16 protein-coding genes and 2 pseudogenes are annotated in these 17044 nt (G+C 36.8%); 14 read left to right on the top strand and 4 right to left on the bottom strand.

Features of this window, described 5'->3' with window-relative positions:
• Positions 1–17: 17 nt before the first annotated feature.
• The 10 genes and pseudogenes from tnpA to HMPREF2877_RS02675 all read left to right on the top strand — a co-directional run bounded on the left by tnpA (position 18) and on the right by HMPREF2877_RS02675 (position 10273).
• Positions 18–440: pseudogene (gene tnpA, locus HMPREF2877_RS11180) on the top strand (IS200/IS605 family transposase).
• A gap of 184 nt (positions 441–624) precedes the next feature.
• A pseudogene (locus HMPREF2877_RS10825) lies at positions 625–1656 on the top strand (IS3 family transposase).
• A gap of 1077 nt (positions 1657–2733) precedes the next feature.
• Complete coding sequence (gene wecB / locus HMPREF2877_RS02710; RefSeq protein WP_045772069.1) at positions 2734–3885, top strand: non-hydrolyzing UDP-N-acetylglucosamine 2-epimerase; 1152 nt, start codon at positions 2734–2736, stop codon at positions 3883–3885.
• A 2-nt stretch (positions 3886–3887) separates the two neighbouring features.
• A complete protein-coding gene (locus HMPREF2877_RS02705) occupies positions 3888–4676 on the top strand; it encodes a hypothetical protein (RefSeq protein WP_070578567.1) in 789 nt (262 codons plus the stop codon).
• Between the two features lie 144 nt (positions 4677–4820).
• Positions 4821–6131 carry a glycosyltransferase family 2 protein gene (locus HMPREF2877_RS02700; protein ID WP_014633211.1) on the top strand — a complete coding sequence of 437 codons (1311 nt, stop codon included), beginning with the start codon at positions 4821–4823 and terminating at the stop codon, positions 6129–6131.
• Between the two features lie 8 nt (positions 6132–6139).
• Entirely contained in the window at positions 6140–7243 is a 1104-nt protein-coding gene (locus tag HMPREF2877_RS02695) for a family 8 glycosyl hydrolase (protein ID WP_013990687.1), read from the top strand.
• 321 nt (positions 7244–7564) lie between these two features.
• Positions 7565–7801, top strand: a complete 237-nt coding sequence (locus HMPREF2877_RS02690) for a DUF1146 family protein (protein WP_070578564.1) — start codon at positions 7565–7567, stop codon at positions 7799–7801.
• Positions 7802–7868: 67 nt separating this feature from the next.
• Positions 7869–9140, top strand: a complete 1272-nt coding sequence (gene murA / locus HMPREF2877_RS02685; RefSeq protein WP_070578562.1) for a UDP-N-acetylglucosamine 1-carboxyvinyltransferase — start codon at positions 7869–7871, stop codon at positions 9138–9140.
• A gap of 1 nt (position 9141) precedes the next feature.
• Positions 9142–9330: a DNA-directed RNA polymerase subunit beta gene (locus HMPREF2877_RS02680; RefSeq protein ID WP_013990684.1), complete on the top strand. Its 189-nt coding sequence runs from the start codon at positions 9142–9144 to the stop codon at positions 9328–9330.
• A 61-nt stretch (positions 9331–9391) separates the two neighbouring features.
• Positions 9392–10273 (top strand): DNA/RNA non-specific endonuclease, encoded by an 882-nt coding sequence (locus HMPREF2877_RS02675; RefSeq protein ID WP_045772067.1) that lies wholly within the window; start codon positions 9392–9394, stop codon positions 10271–10273.
• 78 nt (positions 10274–10351) lie between these two features.
• Here the strand turns inward: HMPREF2877_RS02675 and HMPREF2877_RS02670 are convergent, their stop codons facing one another.
• The 4 genes from HMPREF2877_RS02670 to HMPREF2877_RS02655 are packed head-to-tail and all read right to left on the bottom strand — an operon-like array spanning position 10352 to position 13340.
• Complete coding sequence (locus tag HMPREF2877_RS02670) at positions 10352–11002, bottom strand: amino acid ABC transporter permease (RefSeq protein WP_002886253.1); 651 nt, start codon at positions 11000–11002, stop codon at positions 10352–10354.
• A gap of 11 nt (positions 11003–11013) precedes the next feature.
• A complete protein-coding gene (locus tag HMPREF2877_RS02665) occupies positions 11014–11712 on the bottom strand; it encodes an amino acid ABC transporter permease (protein ID WP_002886251.1) in 699 nt (232 codons plus the stop codon).
• A gap of 17 nt (positions 11713–11729) precedes the next feature.
• Positions 11730–12563, bottom strand: a complete 834-nt coding sequence (locus HMPREF2877_RS02660) for a transporter substrate-binding domain-containing protein (protein WP_004182611.1) — start codon at positions 12561–12563, stop codon at positions 11730–11732.
• Positions 12564–12572: 9 nt separating this feature from the next.
• Positions 12573–13340 carry an amino acid ABC transporter ATP-binding protein gene (locus tag HMPREF2877_RS02655; RefSeq protein WP_070578559.1) on the bottom strand — a complete coding sequence of 256 codons (768 nt, stop codon included), beginning with the start codon at positions 13338–13340 and terminating at the stop codon, positions 12573–12575.
• Between the two features lie 285 nt (positions 13341–13625).
• On the opposite strand from HMPREF2877_RS02655, the gene yycF reads away from it, so the two are divergent.
• From yycF to HMPREF2877_RS02635, 4 genes are read left to right on the top strand one after another with little or no spacing between them, the layout of a single operon-like run.
• Positions 13626–14333 (top strand): response regulator YycF, encoded by a 708-nt coding sequence (gene yycF, locus HMPREF2877_RS02650; RefSeq protein WP_002884978.1) that lies wholly within the window; start codon positions 13626–13628, stop codon positions 14331–14333.
• Entirely contained in the window at positions 14326–15666 is a 1341-nt protein-coding gene (gene vicK, locus HMPREF2877_RS02645; RefSeq protein ID WP_002885062.1) for a cell wall metabolism sensor histidine kinase VicK, read from the top strand. The genes yycF and vicK overlap by 8 nt, the downstream gene beginning before the upstream one ends.
• A 5-nt stretch (positions 15667–15671) precedes the next feature.
• A complete protein-coding gene (locus HMPREF2877_RS02640; RefSeq protein WP_004182610.1) occupies positions 15672–16484 on the top strand; it encodes an MBL fold metallo-hydrolase in 813 nt (270 codons plus the stop codon).
• A 58-nt stretch (positions 16485–16542) separates the two neighbouring features.
• Entirely contained in the window at positions 16543–16902 is a 360-nt protein-coding gene (locus HMPREF2877_RS02635; protein WP_004182609.1) for a YbaN family protein, read from the top strand.
• Positions 16903–17044: the final 142 nt, after the last annotated feature.

Below are 17044 nucleotides of genomic sequence, written 5' to 3'. Positions count from 1 at the left end.
AAAAGGTTGCTAATGAAATAGTGAGTATCGGTTCCCTTGCATCTCAATATAAACGTCAAATAATTTATGACAAGTTCAAAGTAAGTATTGCTCGAATCTTACGTTTACTATATTGGCAATACGGTGTAGAAATATATTAAGTGGGCTCTTGCCCAAACCATACTTATATGTAGGTCAGTATTCCACCAAAACTAGGCATTTCCTCTTTTATGGGATACGTAAAAAGAGTAGCTTAATAATATTCGAGTGATATGCTAATTTCAGGTATAAATATGGGAATCGCAAATTTTGGTGTCAAATTTTTTATGTTGATACGGTGGTTCGGGATCAGGAGCAAATTGAAGAATATATTCGTAATCAATAATAAGAAGACGTGATAGCAGCTCAGTCTTTGTGAGGATTATGATTCGTTTACGGGTGAGAAGAATAAAAGAAAGTAGTCTCGATAAGACCAGCTAGCAAAGGTAGTGCTGAAGGAAAACAATTTGTTAGGCCTTGGTCGTTAGCATAGACATTCAGTCGAAGAACAAACCGCTGGTGATATGACCTGCACCCCAGAAGTTAGACAGAAAAAATCTAACTCTTGGGGTGTTTTTATTATAAAATTATGAGGATAAAGTTCTTATCTATGAACTGAGAAAGCAAGGGGGAAAGCTTTAAGCGACTTTTAAATCAATTTGGGATAAATATTTCTAATCTTAAGTACCTGATTAAATTGATTGATCGCTACGGAATAGAAATCGCCAAAAAAGGAAAGAATTGTTACTATTCTCCTGAATTAAAGCAGAAAATGCGGTTCTAAAAAATGAGAGTACTCCGATTGAGGGAAGAAAAACGGAAATTGTCCGAGGATTGGTAACTGAGTTTTCTTTAGACATACTTCTAAAGATTATTAAGCTTGCCCGTTCAACCTATTATTACCACTTAAATTAGCTAGATCAAAGCGATAAGGATTATGATGTTAAAGCTGAAATTCAAGCTATTTTTACTGAGCATAAAGGAAATTACGGCCATCGTCGAATGACTTTTAAATTACGAAATCGTGTTTTTGGGGTCAATCATAAGAGGTGCAGCGGTTGATGAGCGTACTTGGTTTAATGGCTAGAATTTGCTGTAAACGCAAGTATTCTTCTCACAAAGGAGATATTGGTAAGAAAGCCGATAACCTTGATTCAACGCCAGTTTGAAGCTTCAAAACCAATGGCAAAGTGCTATACGGACGTGACAGGATTTGCCATCCCAGCAAGCACTCAAAAGCTTTATTTATCACCAGTTTTAGATGGTTTCAACAGTGAAATTATTGCTTATAATCTTTCAACGTCACCGAACTTGAAACAAGCTATTGTAGACCATATTGATTATTACAACAACAAACGTATTAAGATAAAACTGAAACTTTCTAGCCAAGGACATATTACCAAACGTGGGAATCCCTATACCAGAAATATTCTCTTTAAGTGCATTCATAACATAGCTTCAGCTAGCCACACCAATCTTTGTCATATCGCAGACTTCTATGAGAAACGGAAAAGACAATCGCAAGTGACTTCAACCAAACCACACACGATTGCCTCTATACATCGTCTTATTAGAACAATGTATTACCTCATAACGCATAACAAACTTTACGATTATACTTCTACCCAAAATCGGTAAAATTGTTTATGCCATATTATTGTAACGCCTTATCAAAAAAATCACCAGATAAGGTGTTGGTTTAGTGTACACTTTTTACACTGAATTATAGTTAAAAAAGACAATTTCCTTAGTTTGACTATGGAACTCAAACTATTTTTCGGCAAATACTTTGATATACTTGACAATGGTAGAAAAGGACTTAGTCCTGTGCAATACAGGACTAAATCCTTTACTTAAATTATTTGTCTAACTTTTTTCGGGAGCGGGGAGTATAGAGAACGAGTGGTTTTGACTATATACCAAGTAGGTTGAAGGATAAATGTTTGATTAATTGAAAATTTAGTAAGATATATAAATACCTCTTAAATATATATTAAGTAGGAATAGTTAATTAGAGATACCTTTTAAAATAATTACAAAATAATTAAAATAATAAAAAATTGAAAAAGGTTGAAAAAAAAAAATAACATGCTATAATTATACCATCTATATGAATATGAAACATTGGTACTAGTAATTTGGAGCAGCCTTGTTAGTCATCTTTAATCCCTTTGGGGAAGGGGGTTAAATGCAACTTATCTGTGTTTATTGCTACATGATGTTGGATAGGTATGTCATTCCGATGTTTCAGTTTATAAGATAGGGATAGAGCGTAAGTAAAGGGGACGCTCTTTAAAATGGGGAGAAGTTATTATGAAATATATAAGTTAGCAATACTGCTGGATTCAAAAGCACTTTTATTAGCAAAGCGTTTTTTGTCCTGCAGTTTTTTTATTTATCAAATAGTCTATTTTTTAAATTGGGAAGTAAAGATTAAAATGGTTTCTAATATTACTATCTTTTGATGCTTTACATTTAGGATTCTTTTGTCTTAATTTCTTGATTTTATTAGTTATGATTGTCTTTTATTGAGACCTTTTTTCTTTATCTACTTTACATAACTTACTTAAGAAGACCAATGATAAGAGTATACCCTTTAGTGCTTTTTTTAAAAGATAAATAGTTTTATCTATTTTGTTTGGAAAAATAAAGTGTTTATGTAAAGTTTTATATGTCAATATTATATTGATTTTGTATAGGTTATAGGGGGATTTAATGGGAAAATTAAATATTATGGTTGTCTTTGGAACGAGGCCAGAGGCAATAAAAATGGCGCCGTTAATTCTTGAGTTGAAAAAACATCAAGAAACTATTAATACTATTACAGTGGTGACAGCACAACATCGTCAGATGCTTGATCAAGTTTTGGATACTTTTGAAATAGTTCCTGATTATGATTTGGATATCATGGGGAAAAATCAATCGCTTCAGGAAATTACTTCTAAAATTTTGGCTAAATTTGATCCTGTTGTAAAAAAAGAAAAACCTGATTTAGTTTTAGTTCATGGTGATACAACAACAACTTTTGCTGCCGGCTTAGTTGCATTTTACAATAAAGTAAGTATCGGTCATGTTGAGGCTGGACTTAGAACATACGATAAATATTCACCATATCCAGAGGAAATGAACCGTCAGATGACTGATAGCTTTTCTGATTTATATTTTGCACCTACTCAAGAAAGTAAGGCTAATTTATTGTCAGAAAATCATAAAAAAGAGGCTATTTATGTCACTGGTAATACAGCGATAGATGCCCTAAAACTAACAGTTAAAGATAATTATTATCATGAAGTTCTAGATAAAATTGATGATAGAAGAAAGATTATTTTAGTAACGATGCACCGTAGAGAAAATCAAGGTGAGCCAATGCATCGAGTATTCAAAACTCTTCGACTAATGGTTGATAACCATCCTGAGATTGAAGTAGTTTATCCTGTTCATTTGAGTCCCTCTGTACAAGCAGTAGCGAAAGAAGTTTTGGGTGACCATGATAGAATTCATCTAATTGCTCCTTTGGATGTTTTTGATTTCCATAATTTAGCATCTAGAAGTTATTTTATTATGTCGGATTCAGGTGGTGTTCAAGAAGAAGCTCCCTCACTTGGGAAGCCTGTCTTAGTATTACGAGATACAACGGAACGTCCAGAAGGTGTTAAAGCTGGGACACTGAAACTTGTCGGGACAGATACAAAAAAAGTGAAAGAAGCAATGGAGTCGCTTTTAACAGATGAAGCTCTATATAAAGAAATGTCTGAAGCTCCCAATCCTTATGGTGATGGAAAAGCAGCTGAAAGAATAGTTCAAGCTATTAAAGTGTACTTTAATTTAGCAGATTCTGTTTCAGAGTTCCATGAAGGGGGAGATTAGGTGTGAAAAAAGATAAAAAAGTCTGGTATTGGATTTTATTTTTGATTTTCTTTGAAGCTTTATTGTTTTCTTATTGTTATCAATTCAATCCTGAGTACTTTATGTTTGAGTCTATCCTTCTGGTTCTAGGTATTGGTGCAGTATGTTTTTTATCTGAACTTCTGATTACCTGGATGATAATTTTAAGTTTTGCTTTAAGTATTTTTATTTTGGTTAGTGGTGTTGTCTATATATCACTTCAAGATACTTTAGTACTTATTTTTAGTTTTCCTTTGTTGCTTGGAATTTTATCAAAGATTAAGTCTTATTTTTATAAATATATTTCTTCTGTTCAAATTGAGGAAAGAAAAGCTAGAAAATCTTATCAAGCAGTATTAAAAGAAATTAAATTGAATGAAAATAAATTTATTAATGCACTTTTGATTCATTACTCTCATGAAGAACAGTTTTTTGAGTTGGATCCTCGAGAATATAATCATTTGATTACTAGTATTTATCTTAAAATTTCAAAACAATTGAATCGTTTTGAGAAAATTTTTTATGTTGCTGATGGAAGTTTCTTAATTTTATCAAAAAATGATTCAAGAAACTTAAATGATTTTTATAAAAATAGTCTTGAAAGACAGTTAAAAGGGATAACATTCGATTGGGGAAATAATCATCAAAGTATTCAATTTCAGACAGGATTTCTTGAAATTAATAAGAATAATTTAAAAAAATTTGATGATTATAGTGAGTTAATTAGCAATTTAAACCGTCAACTAGAGACAGATATAATTGTTGAATATTAGGGGGAAAAATTATGACCATTACTAATTTGTTTTTTGTATTTGCTTTATCTATTAGTCTTCTTTTTGTTATTACTTTCATAGTTTTATTTATCCAGTATACAATTATCTATGAACGTGTTTCCCATAATTTCAAGGCGGTGGAACATGGTTAGTCAATTTTTAATGATTTTTACGCTAGTATCGATTTGGATTTCTTTAATTTGGGGAGTAGTTATCCTAGTTTCTGGTGTTCATTTTTGGCTAAAGCATAGTGATTTTAAAGTAGATAAGAAAGCATTGCCTTATTATCCGAAGGTTACTATTGTCGTCCCAGCACATAATGAAGATGTCGTTATTGCACAGACTGCAAAAGCTATATTAAATTTGAATTATCCACATGACAAAGTTGAGTTACTTTTATTTGCGGACAATTGTTCAGATAGTACTTATGAAGAGTGTCTATCTGTTCAGGCATTACCAGAATATGAAGGGCGTAATATCACAATTATTAACCGCAAAGGAACTGGTGGAAAAGCGGGTGTTCTTAATGATGCGCTCAAGATGGCAGAAGGTGATTATATTTGTATTTATGATGCGGATGCCATGCCTGAAAAGAATGCACTTTACTTTTTAGTTAAGGAAGTTTTAAAAGATCCAGAAAGAAGAGTAGCTGCTTTTGGACGGAATAAAACAAGAAATGCAAAACAAAATTTCTTAACACGTTGTATAAATCAAGAAATTGTCGTAACGCAACGTGTACACCATGTTGGAATGTGGCATTTGTTTAAAATAGGTCGTATTCCAGGTACTAATTTTATTATTCAAACTGATTTTGTAAAAAGTATTGGTGGTTGGAGAAATGGTGCTTTAACAGAAGATACAGATATTTCCTTCAAGATTATGCAAAGCGGTAAATTAATTGCATTGGCATATAATTCCGAGGCGTTTCAACAAGAACCTGAGACCCTTAAAAGTTACTATATGCAACGAAAACGTTGGGCCAAAGGTAATTACGAAGTTGTTTTATCAAATTTTAAACACTTGTTCGGTAAAGGAAATTGGCGAGTAAAACTAGAAGTTGCTAATTACTCTTGTATTTTCTTCTGGTTTAATGGAGCGATTGTCTTATCAGATTTAATTTTCTTTGCCAATGTTTTAGCTATTATTTTACATCCTTTCTTTCCTACTATACAAATTCCGTTTGCATTTGATGCAAGTAATATATACATAGCTCAATTGATGTTATTTAATTGGCTATTAATGATTGGTTTGTATTTATTACAAATCAATGTTGCGTTAGCATCGCAATTCGGACAAGCGACAAGTAAGCAAGTTTGGCTAGCGATTCTCTCTTATTTTAGTTACGCACAGTTGTTCATTATTGTTTCTTTAGATTCGTTGTGGTCTATTATCATGGATAAAGTTCTTCATCGTGAAGGAACAACATGGGTTAAAACTAAACGTTTTGCAGAATAGGAGTGTATATGAAAATAAAATACTTTAAATATTTTTGGTTTATAGTAACCCTAGGTCTATTTGTTTTTTTGATGTTTTCAGTAAGAATTAAAACCAAGACAGATATTCGTAATAGGATTTACCAACAGTGGGAGAGACACTTCGTAGTAAAAGATGGTAATGAAGCTTATATCAAAACTACAAATGATAAAGATAAGGACATTGTACTCTCGGAGTCCCAAAGTTACGGGATGCTAATAACTGTTAGAGCGGCTCAGAAAGGTCTAGCGAGTCAACAAGATTTTGAAAGACTCTACAAATATTATTTATCTCATCGTATTGAAGGAAGTCAATTGATGTCTTGGGAACAAATTGTTCAAAAGAGTTCTAAAAATGTTGACGAACACAATGCAACGGACGGAGATCTTTATATTGCTTATGCTTTAATTGAAGCCTCAAAACAGTGGCCAAGTCAGAAAGACGAGTATCAAACGCAGTCTAAGGCTATCTTGCAGGATATTCTCAAATATAATTATAATGAAAATACTGGAATCTTAACTGTTGGGAACTGGGCAAACAGAGATTCAAAGTATTATAATCTAATGAGAACATCTGATGCTTTACCAAAGCAATTCCAATCATTTTATGAAGTTACTAAAGATAAAAAATGGTTGAGTATTAGCGATAAGATGTTAAGCAGTCTGGAAACAATTAGTTCTCAAACAGAAACCGGATTAATTCCAGATTTTATCTGGGTTGACCAATCGGGAGTTCGTAATGTTAAGCCTCATACTATCTCCTCCCAGTTTGACTCTACTTATTCTTATAACGCTTGTCGTCTTCCATACAATCTTACACAAAGTAACGATGAAAAGAGTCAGAGAGTCCTCAGTAAGCTATTGGATTTCTTCATGACACAGAAGAATATTTTTTCTAATTATAATTTAGATGGTAATTTTTTAGATGACCATCAGGCTGCATGTTTTAAAGCACCAATTGCTCTTGCAGCTGATAAAGATTCAGGATATTTGAAATTGGTTCAGCAAAATAAAATTGTTTTTATGCAGAACCTACCAGTAAATAATTATTATGATTCTGCAATTATTACTTTGGTTACCATGGAATTTTTTTAAATTATCATTATAGTATTTAGTTTGAATAGAAGAATACTTTAAGTAAATTTGAAGGTATACTATTGAGCTATTAATATGAGATGGTGATTGTATTCTTTTTCAGTATTTAAGAACGTTAATTGATAAAAGTCTTTTAAATAGCTAGAGTATTAAGAAAAATTACAAAGTAGTTATTAATCACGAATAACTTAGAAACTTCCCTAAAGCTGTTCTCTAGAAACAGATATTAAGGGAAGTTTTTTGATTGTATATGATAAATGTTTAGAACTGTCTCACCCTCTTTTTATGTTTTAGCTTAGCTTTCTATGGTATAATAGTACCATGACTATTATTAATCAATTCGTCACTTTGGCGAGTCACCTTGTATTTATAGGATTGAGCTACCAAATGCTGATTAGCCTCTTTGATTGGGCAAAAATCATCAAAAATCCGATTGAAAATACTGGTAAATTGAAACTCTTTTTGCTCTTTATCAGCATTGCCTTAGGCTATCTTATCAGTTCATTTGTTCTGTCGGTTTTAGCTTTTGGACAGAATATGGCTAGCTCATTTTCTTAAATTAGTGATTTTAAAAGACTTTTGATATAATACAAAAAGATGAAAATGACCCTTGAAAGGAACCCTTATGGATAAAATTATTGTGCAGGGTGGCAACACTCGATTAAGTGGTGAGGTTGTCATTGAAGGCGCTAAAAACGCTGTCCTCCCTTTGTTAGCAGCGACTATCTTGGCCTCGGAAGGTCAAACAACCTTAACTAATGTTCCAATCTTGTCAGATGTTTACACGATGAATAATGTTGTTCGTGGTTTAGATATTGCTGTAGAATTTGACGAAGAAAACAATACCGTTGTCGTTGATGCTAGTGGAGAAATTCTCGATCAAGCACCATATGAGTATGTTAGCAAGATGCGTGCGTCAATCGTAGTTCTTGGACCTATTCTTGCCCGCAATGGCCACGCTAAGGTCTCAATGCCTGGCGGTTGTACGATTGGTAGTCGTCCAATCGACCTCCACCTCAAAGGTTTAGAAGCAATGGGTGCTAAAATTACCCAAGTTGGTGGTGACATTACTGCGACAGCAGAAAACCTTAAAGGTGCAACCATTTATATGGACTTCCCATCTGTTGGTGCCACTCAAAACCTTATGATGGCAGCAACTTTGGCTGATGGTGTTACAACCATTGAAAATGCTGCGCGTGAACCAGAAATCGTTGACTTGGCCCTTCTTCTTAACGAGATGGGAGCAGACGTCAAAGGTGCTGGAACTGAAACACTTGTGATTAAGGGTGTTAAAGCTCTCCATGGTACTAAACATGCAGTTGTTCAGGACCGTATTGAAGCAGGTACCTTTATGGTAGCAGCGGCTATGACTTCTGGAGATGTCCTCATCAAAGATGCTATCTGGGAACATAACCGCCCTTTGATTTCAAAATTATTGGAAATGGGTGTCGATGTTAAGGAAGAAGAAGGCGGCATTCGTGTTAAATCTGATGTTTCTCAATTGAAACCAGTAACCGTTAAAACTCTACCTCACCCAGGTTTCCCAACTGACATGCAGGCTCAATTTACAGCACTTATGGCAGTGGTAAACGGTGAATCAACCATGATTGAAACTGTTTTTGAGAATCGCTTCCAACACTTGGAAGAAATGCGTCGTATGGGACTTCATTCAGAAATCCTTCGTGATACGGCTATGATTCACGGTGGTTTGCCACTTCAAGGTGCTCAAGTTATGTCTACTGACCTTCGAGCTTCGGCAGCACTTATTCTTACAGGAATGGTGGCTGAAGGAACAACGACTGTTGGTAAATTAACTCACTTGGATCGTGGTTACTATCAATTCCATGAGAAACTAGCTAAACTAGGAGCAAATATTTCACGTGTAAGTGAGGCTTAGTATGGAAACTGGTAAAGGCTATGTTTTTCGTCAATTATTACTTGTTTTAAGTGTGTGTGTGATTGGCCTTGCTTTTCTAGCTATCGGTTTGATGGTTGGCTATGCTGTTTTAGGAGAGGGCAAGGATCCTATAAGCATCTTAAAACCAGAAACTTGGCAGGCAATTGTTGCTAAATTTACAGGAAAATAAAAGGGAGTGGGAAGTAATCCCGCTCCTTTAGTCATGACATTCATATAAAAGAAAGAGAACAATGGCAAAAAGAAAGACATCTTTAACAAATAAACAGAAACGTCAGCTAGTTTCGTTACTAATAGCGGTCTTGATTGCAGTTTTAGGTTACATTGGAACGAGTAATAAGCTCTCACCTAACAATCCAATCAAGCAGGTAGCTAGTCTAGTCTCGGGAAAATCCAATAACTCCGTCAAATCAAATGGCTCAACAAGTGGGCAGTCTACGCCACAAGAGCAACTCGCAGAGACGGTGATGACCAGCTCCGTCAAGAGTCAACTAGGAAACGTTATAGAATGGAATGGGGCTGGTGCCTATATTGTTAACGGTAATAAGACCAATCTTAATGCTAAGGTATCTAGCCAACCCTATGCTAATAACCAAGTCAAAACAGTTCAAGGACAAACGGTTCCTACAGTTGCGAATGCCTTGTTAAGTAAAGCGACTAGACAGTACAAAAATCGTCAAGAAACAGGGAATGGCTCAACCTCTTGGACACCAGCTGGATGGCATCAAGTTCACAATCTTTCAGGAGAGTATCGCCATGCCGTAGACCGAGGTCATTTGTTAGGTTATGCACTTGTAGGTGGTCTCAAAGGATTTGATGCCTCAACTTCAAATCCAGAAAATATTGCCGTTCAAACTGCTTGGGCTAACCAAGCTAATAGCGAAAGTTCCACAGGCCAAAACTATTATGAAAGCCTGGTACGAAAAGCTCAGGATAAAAATAAACGTGTCCGTTATCGCGTCACCCTTATTTATGAAGGAGATAACCTGATTCCATCAGGATCACATCTTGAAGCCAAGTCAGCAGATGGCTCGCTGGAGTTCAACGTCTTCGTGCCAAATGTCCAACAGGGAATTACCCTAGATTATTATTCAGGTAAAGTAACGGTGAATTAACGAAACAAACGACTCCAATAGGAGTCGTTTTTAGTATCCAGAAAAACAAGAAACTCACCCGCAGGTGAGTTTCTTGTTTTATTCACTAGCTTGCTCCCATTGTTTAGAGAGGTAGCGAGAGTAGCTAGAAATAGCAAAGTTAACCACGAAATAAGCTAAAGCCACAATACCGTATAAGGTAAAGATTTGGCTTGGTTCGTAGTAACCACCCATCAAAATCTGACTCTTACCAAACAATTCTTGTAAGGCGATAACAGAGTAAAGGAAAGAAGTATCCTTGATAACTGTTACGAATTGAGAAATGATAGATGGCAACATCTTACGAATAGCTTGTGGGAAGATGATGTAAATAAAGATTTGTTTGTTGTTAAATCCTTGAGACAAACCTGCTTCCGTTTGACCATGGTCGATAGAGTTCAGTCCCCCACGAATGATTTCCGCCAAGGCAGCTGAAGTAAAGACCGTGAAAGAGGTAATCCCTGCCGCAGTTGACTTGAGTTGGAAGACCAAGAAGATGATGAAAATCCAAAGCAAGTTAGGAACGTTACGGACGAACTCAACGTAGATAGAAGCAATCCAACGAAGAATAGGATTCTTTCCGTTACGCATCACCGCCAGAATAGTACCGAACAGGGTAGATAGCACGATGATGAAGAAAGACAAGTAAAGAGTCGTCCACATCCCTTGTGCCAAGAATTTAAGGTTAGTAGCTGATAAAACTTCTGACATAGTGGATCTCCTTAGTAAGCTTTCTTATTCTCTTCTTCTTTACGACGTGCCCAAGTAGCAAGAGGGAAACACATAATAAAGTAGAGGAAGGCAGCCCCAGCAAAGGCCGGCACATAGTTAGTGGTATCATAAGCCCAGGCCTTAGCAGTGAACATGATATCTGCCCCAGAGATAATGGCAACTGTTGAAGTATTCTTGATCAAGTTAACCACTTGGTTGGTCAATGGTGGCAAGATAGTACGCACGGCTTGAGGCAAGATGATGATACGCATGGTATCAGCGTAGGTGAAACCTTGAGATAAAGCCGCTTCGGTTTGACCTTTAGGAACCGCCTCGATACCTGTACGAATAATTTCAGAGATATAGGCTCCTGTGTAGACCCCTACACAAAGGATAGCCGTCAATGAAATTGGAATCATGACATGACCATCAGTCAAGATTGAAATTCCATAGAAGACAACCACGAATTGTACGAGCAAGGGTGTATTCTGGAAGATTTCGACATAAACACGTGAGATGCCACGAAGGACCTTGTTATGAGTCGAACTCATAGCCCCAAAGATGAGCCCAAGAAGAAGGGCTACAATCAAGGCACCAATTGAAATACCAAGGGTATAGAAGAAACCTTTGGCAAATTGCCCAAAGTTAGCGAAGAAAGCAGCCCAACGTTCAAGAGCGAAAGGACTAGCCGTTTCAGTTAAAAGATACATAAATTCAGGACTCCTTTCTATTTATCTTCAGCCTTAGCTGGTTTCAAGTGATACTTATCGTAGAGTTTTTGAAGGCTACCATCTTTTTGCCATTTAGCAATCAAATCGTTGGTATAATCAATCAACTCTTGGTTAGACTTGCTTGAAGCGATACCGTACTCTTGTGTTTTGAAACCTTCATCAAGAATCTTGGTTTTATCACTTTCGTAACCTGACAAGATTGATTTATCACCAGCAAAGGCGTCAATACGGTAAGCATAGAGTGATACGGCTAACTCAGGATAAGATCCAAGTTGAACGTAGTCAAACTTAAGGTTATTAGCTGAAGCGTACTCTTCAACAGCAGCTTTGGCAGATGACCCTTGAGACACTCCAATAGTTTTACCGTTTAGGTCAGAAAGTTTCTTATAGCCAGATTTGGTTTGAACGAGGAAACCGATTTGGTCGTAGTAGTAAGGAGTTGACATGGCATATGAAGCCTTACGCTCATCTGTAATGGTATAAGTGGCGATAAGCATGTCAATAGTCCCGTTATCCATAAGGGCTTCACGAGTTTGTGGAGTAACCGCTATAAAATTCACCTTAACCTTAAGTTCTTTGGCAATTTTCTTAGCGAGGTCAATTTCCATCCCTTGATAGGTATTGGTTTTGGCTGAGTAGTAACCAAAGTTTGGGACATCCTGTTTGACACCAACGTTTAGAGTCCCTTTTTTGACAATCTTTTGAATTGCAGCACTATTGAGTAGTTTACTGCTTTCATCTGCCTTACTACTTTTGGTGTTCCAGAGGAGAACTGCTAGAAAAGCTATAACAGAGATAGCTAAAATGCGACTAAGTTTCTTGATTAACATAAGTCCTCCTTAGGCGTCCACTTGGACACGATCAGAGTTGTGGTCGATAATCTTAGAAAGGAATTGAACTGCACGAGGTTCAGTTGGATTGTCGAAGAAACCATCCACATCCGTAGTGTCTACAAGAACTTGACCTTCAGCCATGAAAATGATACGGTCAGCCACACTGCGGGCAAAGCCCATTTCGTGGGTTACGACAACCATGTTCATGCCACCTTTGGCAAGGTTTTGCATAACCGCAAGCACGTCACCGATAGTCTCTGGGTCAAGGGCTGACGTTGGTTCGTCAAAGAGCAAGAGCTCAGGATTCATGGCAAGACCACGGGCAATAGCGATACGTTGTTTTTGCCCACCAGAAAGCATACCAGGGTATGAATCCTTCTTGTCCCACATGTTAACGTAGCGAAGGAATTTTTCAGCAGTCTTTTCGGCGTTTGCCTTACTGATTCCAAGAACCTTGATTGGTGCCAAGGTTACATTTTCAAGAACGGTTTTATGCGGGTAGAGGTTAAAGTGCTGGAATACCATCCCCGCTTCCTTACGCAATTCTACCAAGTCTTTGGCAGAAGCTTCCGTCACATTATGTCCGTTAACGATAAGCGTACCGTTATCGATGGATTCCAAGGCATTGATTGTACGGATAAGGGTAGATTTCCCAGACCCAGAAGGTCCCAAGAGAACCACAACTTGTCCTTTTTCAATTTCTAGATTGATGTCACGAAGTGCATGATAATCTCCGTAATATTTATTGACATTTTTAAATTCAATAAGTGCCATAAGAGCCTCCTAAAATTTTACATTAATATATGTAACAACAAGAGTGTATTTTACTATAGATATAGGAAAATGTCAAAAATGTTTGAAAATTCAATCATAATGTTCGCCTTTTAACCGATTACACATAGCAAAGGTATCTCAAAAAAGAAGGAAAGCTTGTATATCAGCTTAATATCTATAGTAGAAACTTGGTCCTAAACCTATTTTTTGGTATAATATGTTTGATACGTAAAGTTTTCTACTTTACAAAATTGAATGACTTAAGAAAACCGATGAGGTGTTTATATGAAAAAAATTCTAGTAGTTGATGATGAAAGACCAATCTCGGATATCATCAAGTTTAATCTGACTAAAGAGGGTTATGAGGTGGTTACAGCCTTTGATGGTCGTGAAGCTTTGGAGCAGTTTGAGGCTGAAAAGCCAGACTTGGTCATCCTGGACTTGATGTTGCCTGAACTAGATGGCTTAGAAGTTGCTAAGGAAATTCGAAAGACAAGTCACACACCAATTATCATGCTTTCCGCTAAGGATAGCGAGTTCGATAAGGTTATCGGGCTAGAAATTGGGGCAGACGACTATGTGACGAAACCATTTTCTAATCGTGAATTGTTGGCACGTATCAAAGCTCACTTGCGTCGTACAGAGACTATTGAAACAGCAGCAGAAGAAAGCTCTAACTCTGGCAAGCAGGAGATTTCAATTGGTGAGTTGATTATTGTTCCAGATGCGTTTGTTGCTAAAAAACGTGGAAATGAAGTTGAGCTCACACACCGTGAATTTGAGTTGCTTTTCCATTTGGCAACTCATATGGGACAAGTGATGACGCGTGAGCATTTGCTTGAAACTGTTTGGGGCTATGACTATTTTGGTGATGTTCGTACGGTTGACGTAACCATTCGTCGTCTCCGTGAAAAAATTGAAGATACACCTAGTCGTCCTGAATATATTTTGACGCGACGTGGTGTTGGTTATTATATGAAGAATTATGACTAGTATTGGCTTAAACATCACAAGCTTTGAACTAGCCTTACTCTTTACGCTCCTCTTTGTGGCTTTCTACTTTATTTTTCTTGCATATCGTGATTATCGACGAGTCAAAAATATTCGAAAGTTGACCAAGAGGGTCAAGTCCTTAATGGCAGGTAACTATAACGAGGAGTTACGCTTAAAGGGTGATCCAGAGCTTTTAGAGCTAGCTGACAGCTTGAATGATTTATCGGATGTCTTTCGTTTGACGCATGAAAATCTAGCCCAGGAAAAAAACCGCTTATCATCAGTCCTTTCTTACATGAGTGATGGGGTTATTGCGACAAATCGTCGTGGTCAAATTACCATGATTAATAGCACAGCTCAGCGTTTGTTGAATCTAGATTATGAAACAGCGACACAGATGTCCATTTTAGATTTATTAGATGGCGAAAATCCCTATACTTATAGTGAATTGCTCTCTAAGACACCTGAAATTCATTTGTCACGTCGAGATGCCAATGATGAGTTTGTGACCTTACGTGTTAATTTTGCCCTTATTCGTAAAGAATCAGGTTTTATCTCAGGTCTGGTTGCCGTTCTTCACGATGCCACTGAGCAAGAAAAAGAAGAGCGTGAACGTCGACTCTTCGTCTCAAACGTTAGTCATGAGTTGCGTACACCTTTGACTTCTGTAAAATCCTATCTGGAGGCACTTGATGATGGTGCTCTCGACGAAGAGATTGCTCCTAACTTTATCAAAGTTTCTTTGGATGAGACCAATCGTATGATGCGAATGATTTCTGACCTCTTGGCACTGTCACGTATTGACAATAAGAGTACCCAACTTGACGTTGAGATGACCAATTTCACGGCCTTCATGACTTATATCTTGAATCGTTTTGATCAGATTAAAAGTCAAGAAACCAATACAGGTAAAACTTACGAAATCATTCGAGATTACCCAGTAAACTCAATTTGGGTAGAGATTGATACAGATAAGATGACCCAGGTCGTGGATAATATTCTTAACAATGCCATCAAGTATTCGCCTGATGGTGGTAAGATTACAGTGTCTATGAAGACAACTGACTCACAGTTGATTGTTTCTATTTCTGACCAAGGTTTGGGTATTCCTAAGAAAGATTTGCCTTTGATTTTCGACCGTTTTTACCGTGTTGATAAGGCCAGAAGTCGTGCCCAAGGTGGAACTGGTCTAGGCTTGTCCATTGCAAAAGAAATTATTAAACAACATAAGGGCTTTATTTGGGCTAAAAGTGAGTATGGTAAGGGTTCAACTTTTACAATTGTGCTTCCATATGACAAGGATGCCATGATGGTTGATGAATGGGAGATGTAATAGAAATGACCTCAGATTTAGGGTTTAAATATAGTATTTTGGCTTCAGGGTCAACTGGTAATTCCTTTTACTTGGAAACTCCAGAGAAGAAGATTCTTGTAGATGCTGGTTTGTCTGGTAAGAAAATCACAAGTTTGCTAGCTGAGATTGATCGTGATCCGAGTGATTTGGATGCAATCTTAGTAACGCATGAACACAAGGATCACATCCATGGTGTAGGCGTTTTAGCTCGTAAATATGGCATGGATATCTACGCCAACGAGAACACCTGGCAGATTATGGATAGTAAAAATATGCTTGGCAAGATTGATAATAGCCAGAAACATGTTTTTTCTCGTGATAAGCTTCTGACCTTTGGAGACCTTGATATTGAGTCTTTTGGAGTTAGTCACGATGCTATTGATCCACAGTTCTATCGCTTTATGAAAGATGGAAAGAGTTTTGTCATGTTGACGGATACGGGTTATGTTTCTGATCGTATGGCAGGTATTATTGAAAATGCCGATGGCTATCTGATTGAGTCCAATCATGATGTTGAAATCCTTAGAGCAGGTTCATATCCTTGGTCGACCAAGCAACGTATCCTCTCTGATCAAGGTCATTTGTGTAATGAAGATGGAGCGGATGCTATGATTCGTACCATTGGTAATAAAACTAAAAAGATCTACTTGGGTCACCTTTCCAAAGAAAATAATATCAAGGAGTTGGCCCACATGACGATGGAAAATCAGTTGGCACGTGCTGACTTTGGTGTTGGAACTGACTTTAAAGTTTATGATACCTCACCAGACACAGCGACTCCACTGACAGACATTTAAAAATAGCAGAAGAGCTGCACTAATACGTTTAGTGCAGCTTTTTAAAAGGAATGTATTTATGAAAGTAATTTATCTCTCGTTAGGGTTTGTCTCGCTCGGTTTGGGAATTCTTGGGATTCCCCTCCCTATCTTACCCACAACACCTTTTCTACTTTTAGCCATTGCTTGCTTTGCTAGAAGTTCTAAACGTTTTGAGAAATGGTTATATCATACTAAGCTGTATCAAAGTTATGTAGCCGATTTTCGAGAAAACAAATCGATTGCCAAGGAACGAAAGAAAAAAATTATTATCCAAATCTATGTTCTGATGGGAATTTCAATCTTTTTTGCTCCAATTATTTGGGTGAAAATTGGGCTCTTTTGCCTGACAGTCTTTATCACTTATTATCTCTTTAAGGTTATTCCTGATAAAGACTAAGCTATCATCAAAAAATGAGACTTCCAAGATGGAAGATACAAAAATTAATTAGCACTATAATTTCTGTAGTGTGTTGAACTATTGCAGAGATTATAGTGCTTTTTGAGTGTACACAAAAAGTCCCATAAGAACTATAATGAAA

Origin of the sequence: Streptococcus sp. HMSC072D03, from assembly GCF_001812855.1 — a bacterium.
Lineage (GTDB): Bacteria > Bacillota > Bacilli > Lactobacillales > Streptococcaceae > Streptococcus > Streptococcus salivarius_D.
Note: the sequence above shows the minus strand (reverse complement) of the source record. Positions and strands in the feature narration are given on the sequence as shown.

Bases quoted from the DNA above. Each gene is read 5' to 3' on its own strand.
- wecB (WP_045772069.1), top strand. From the start codon at position 2,734: ATGGGAAAATTAAATATTATGGTTGTCTTTGGAACGAGGCCAGAGGCA.
- HMPREF2877_RS02700 (WP_014633211.1), top strand. From the start codon at position 4,821: ATGGTTAGTCAATTTTTAATGATTTTTACGCTAGTATCGATTTGGATT.
- HMPREF2877_RS02695 (WP_013990687.1), top strand. From the start codon at position 6,140: ATGAAAATAAAATACTTTAAATATTTTTGGTTTATAGTAACCCTAGGT.
- HMPREF2877_RS02690 (WP_070578564.1), top strand. From the start codon at position 7,565: ATGACTATTATTAATCAATTCGTCACTTTGGCGAGTCACCTTGTATTT.
- murA (WP_070578562.1), top strand. From the start codon at position 7,869: ATGGATAAAATTATTGTGCAGGGTGGCAACACTCGATTAAGTGGTGAG.
- HMPREF2877_RS02680 (WP_013990684.1), top strand. From the start codon at position 9,142: ATGGAAACTGGTAAAGGCTATGTTTTTCGTCAATTATTACTTGTTTTA.
- HMPREF2877_RS02675 (WP_045772067.1), top strand. From the start codon at position 9,392: ATGGCAAAAAGAAAGACATCTTTAACAAATAAACAGAAACGTCAGCTA.
- HMPREF2877_RS02670 (WP_002886253.1), bottom strand. From the start codon at position 11,002: ATGTCAGAAGTTTTATCAGCTACTAACCTTAAATTCTTGGCACAAGGG.
- HMPREF2877_RS02665 (WP_002886251.1), bottom strand. From the start codon at position 11,712: ATGTATCTTTTAACTGAAACGGCTAGTCCTTTCGCTCTTGAACGTTGG.
- HMPREF2877_RS02660 (WP_004182611.1), bottom strand. From the start codon at position 12,563: ATGTTAATCAAGAAACTTAGTCGCATTTTAGCTATCTCTGTTATAGCT.
- HMPREF2877_RS02655 (WP_070578559.1), bottom strand. From the start codon at position 13,340: ATGGCACTTATTGAATTTAAAAATGTCAATAAATATTACGGAGATTAT.
- yycF (WP_002884978.1), top strand. From the start codon at position 13,626: ATGAAAAAAATTCTAGTAGTTGATGATGAAAGACCAATCTCGGATATC.
- vicK (WP_002885062.1), top strand. From the start codon at position 14,326: ATGACTAGTATTGGCTTAAACATCACAAGCTTTGAACTAGCCTTACTC.
- HMPREF2877_RS02640 (WP_004182610.1), top strand. From the start codon at position 15,672: ATGACCTCAGATTTAGGGTTTAAATATAGTATTTTGGCTTCAGGGTCA.
- HMPREF2877_RS02635 (WP_004182609.1), top strand. From the start codon at position 16,543: ATGAAAGTAATTTATCTCTCGTTAGGGTTTGTCTCGCTCGGTTTGGGA.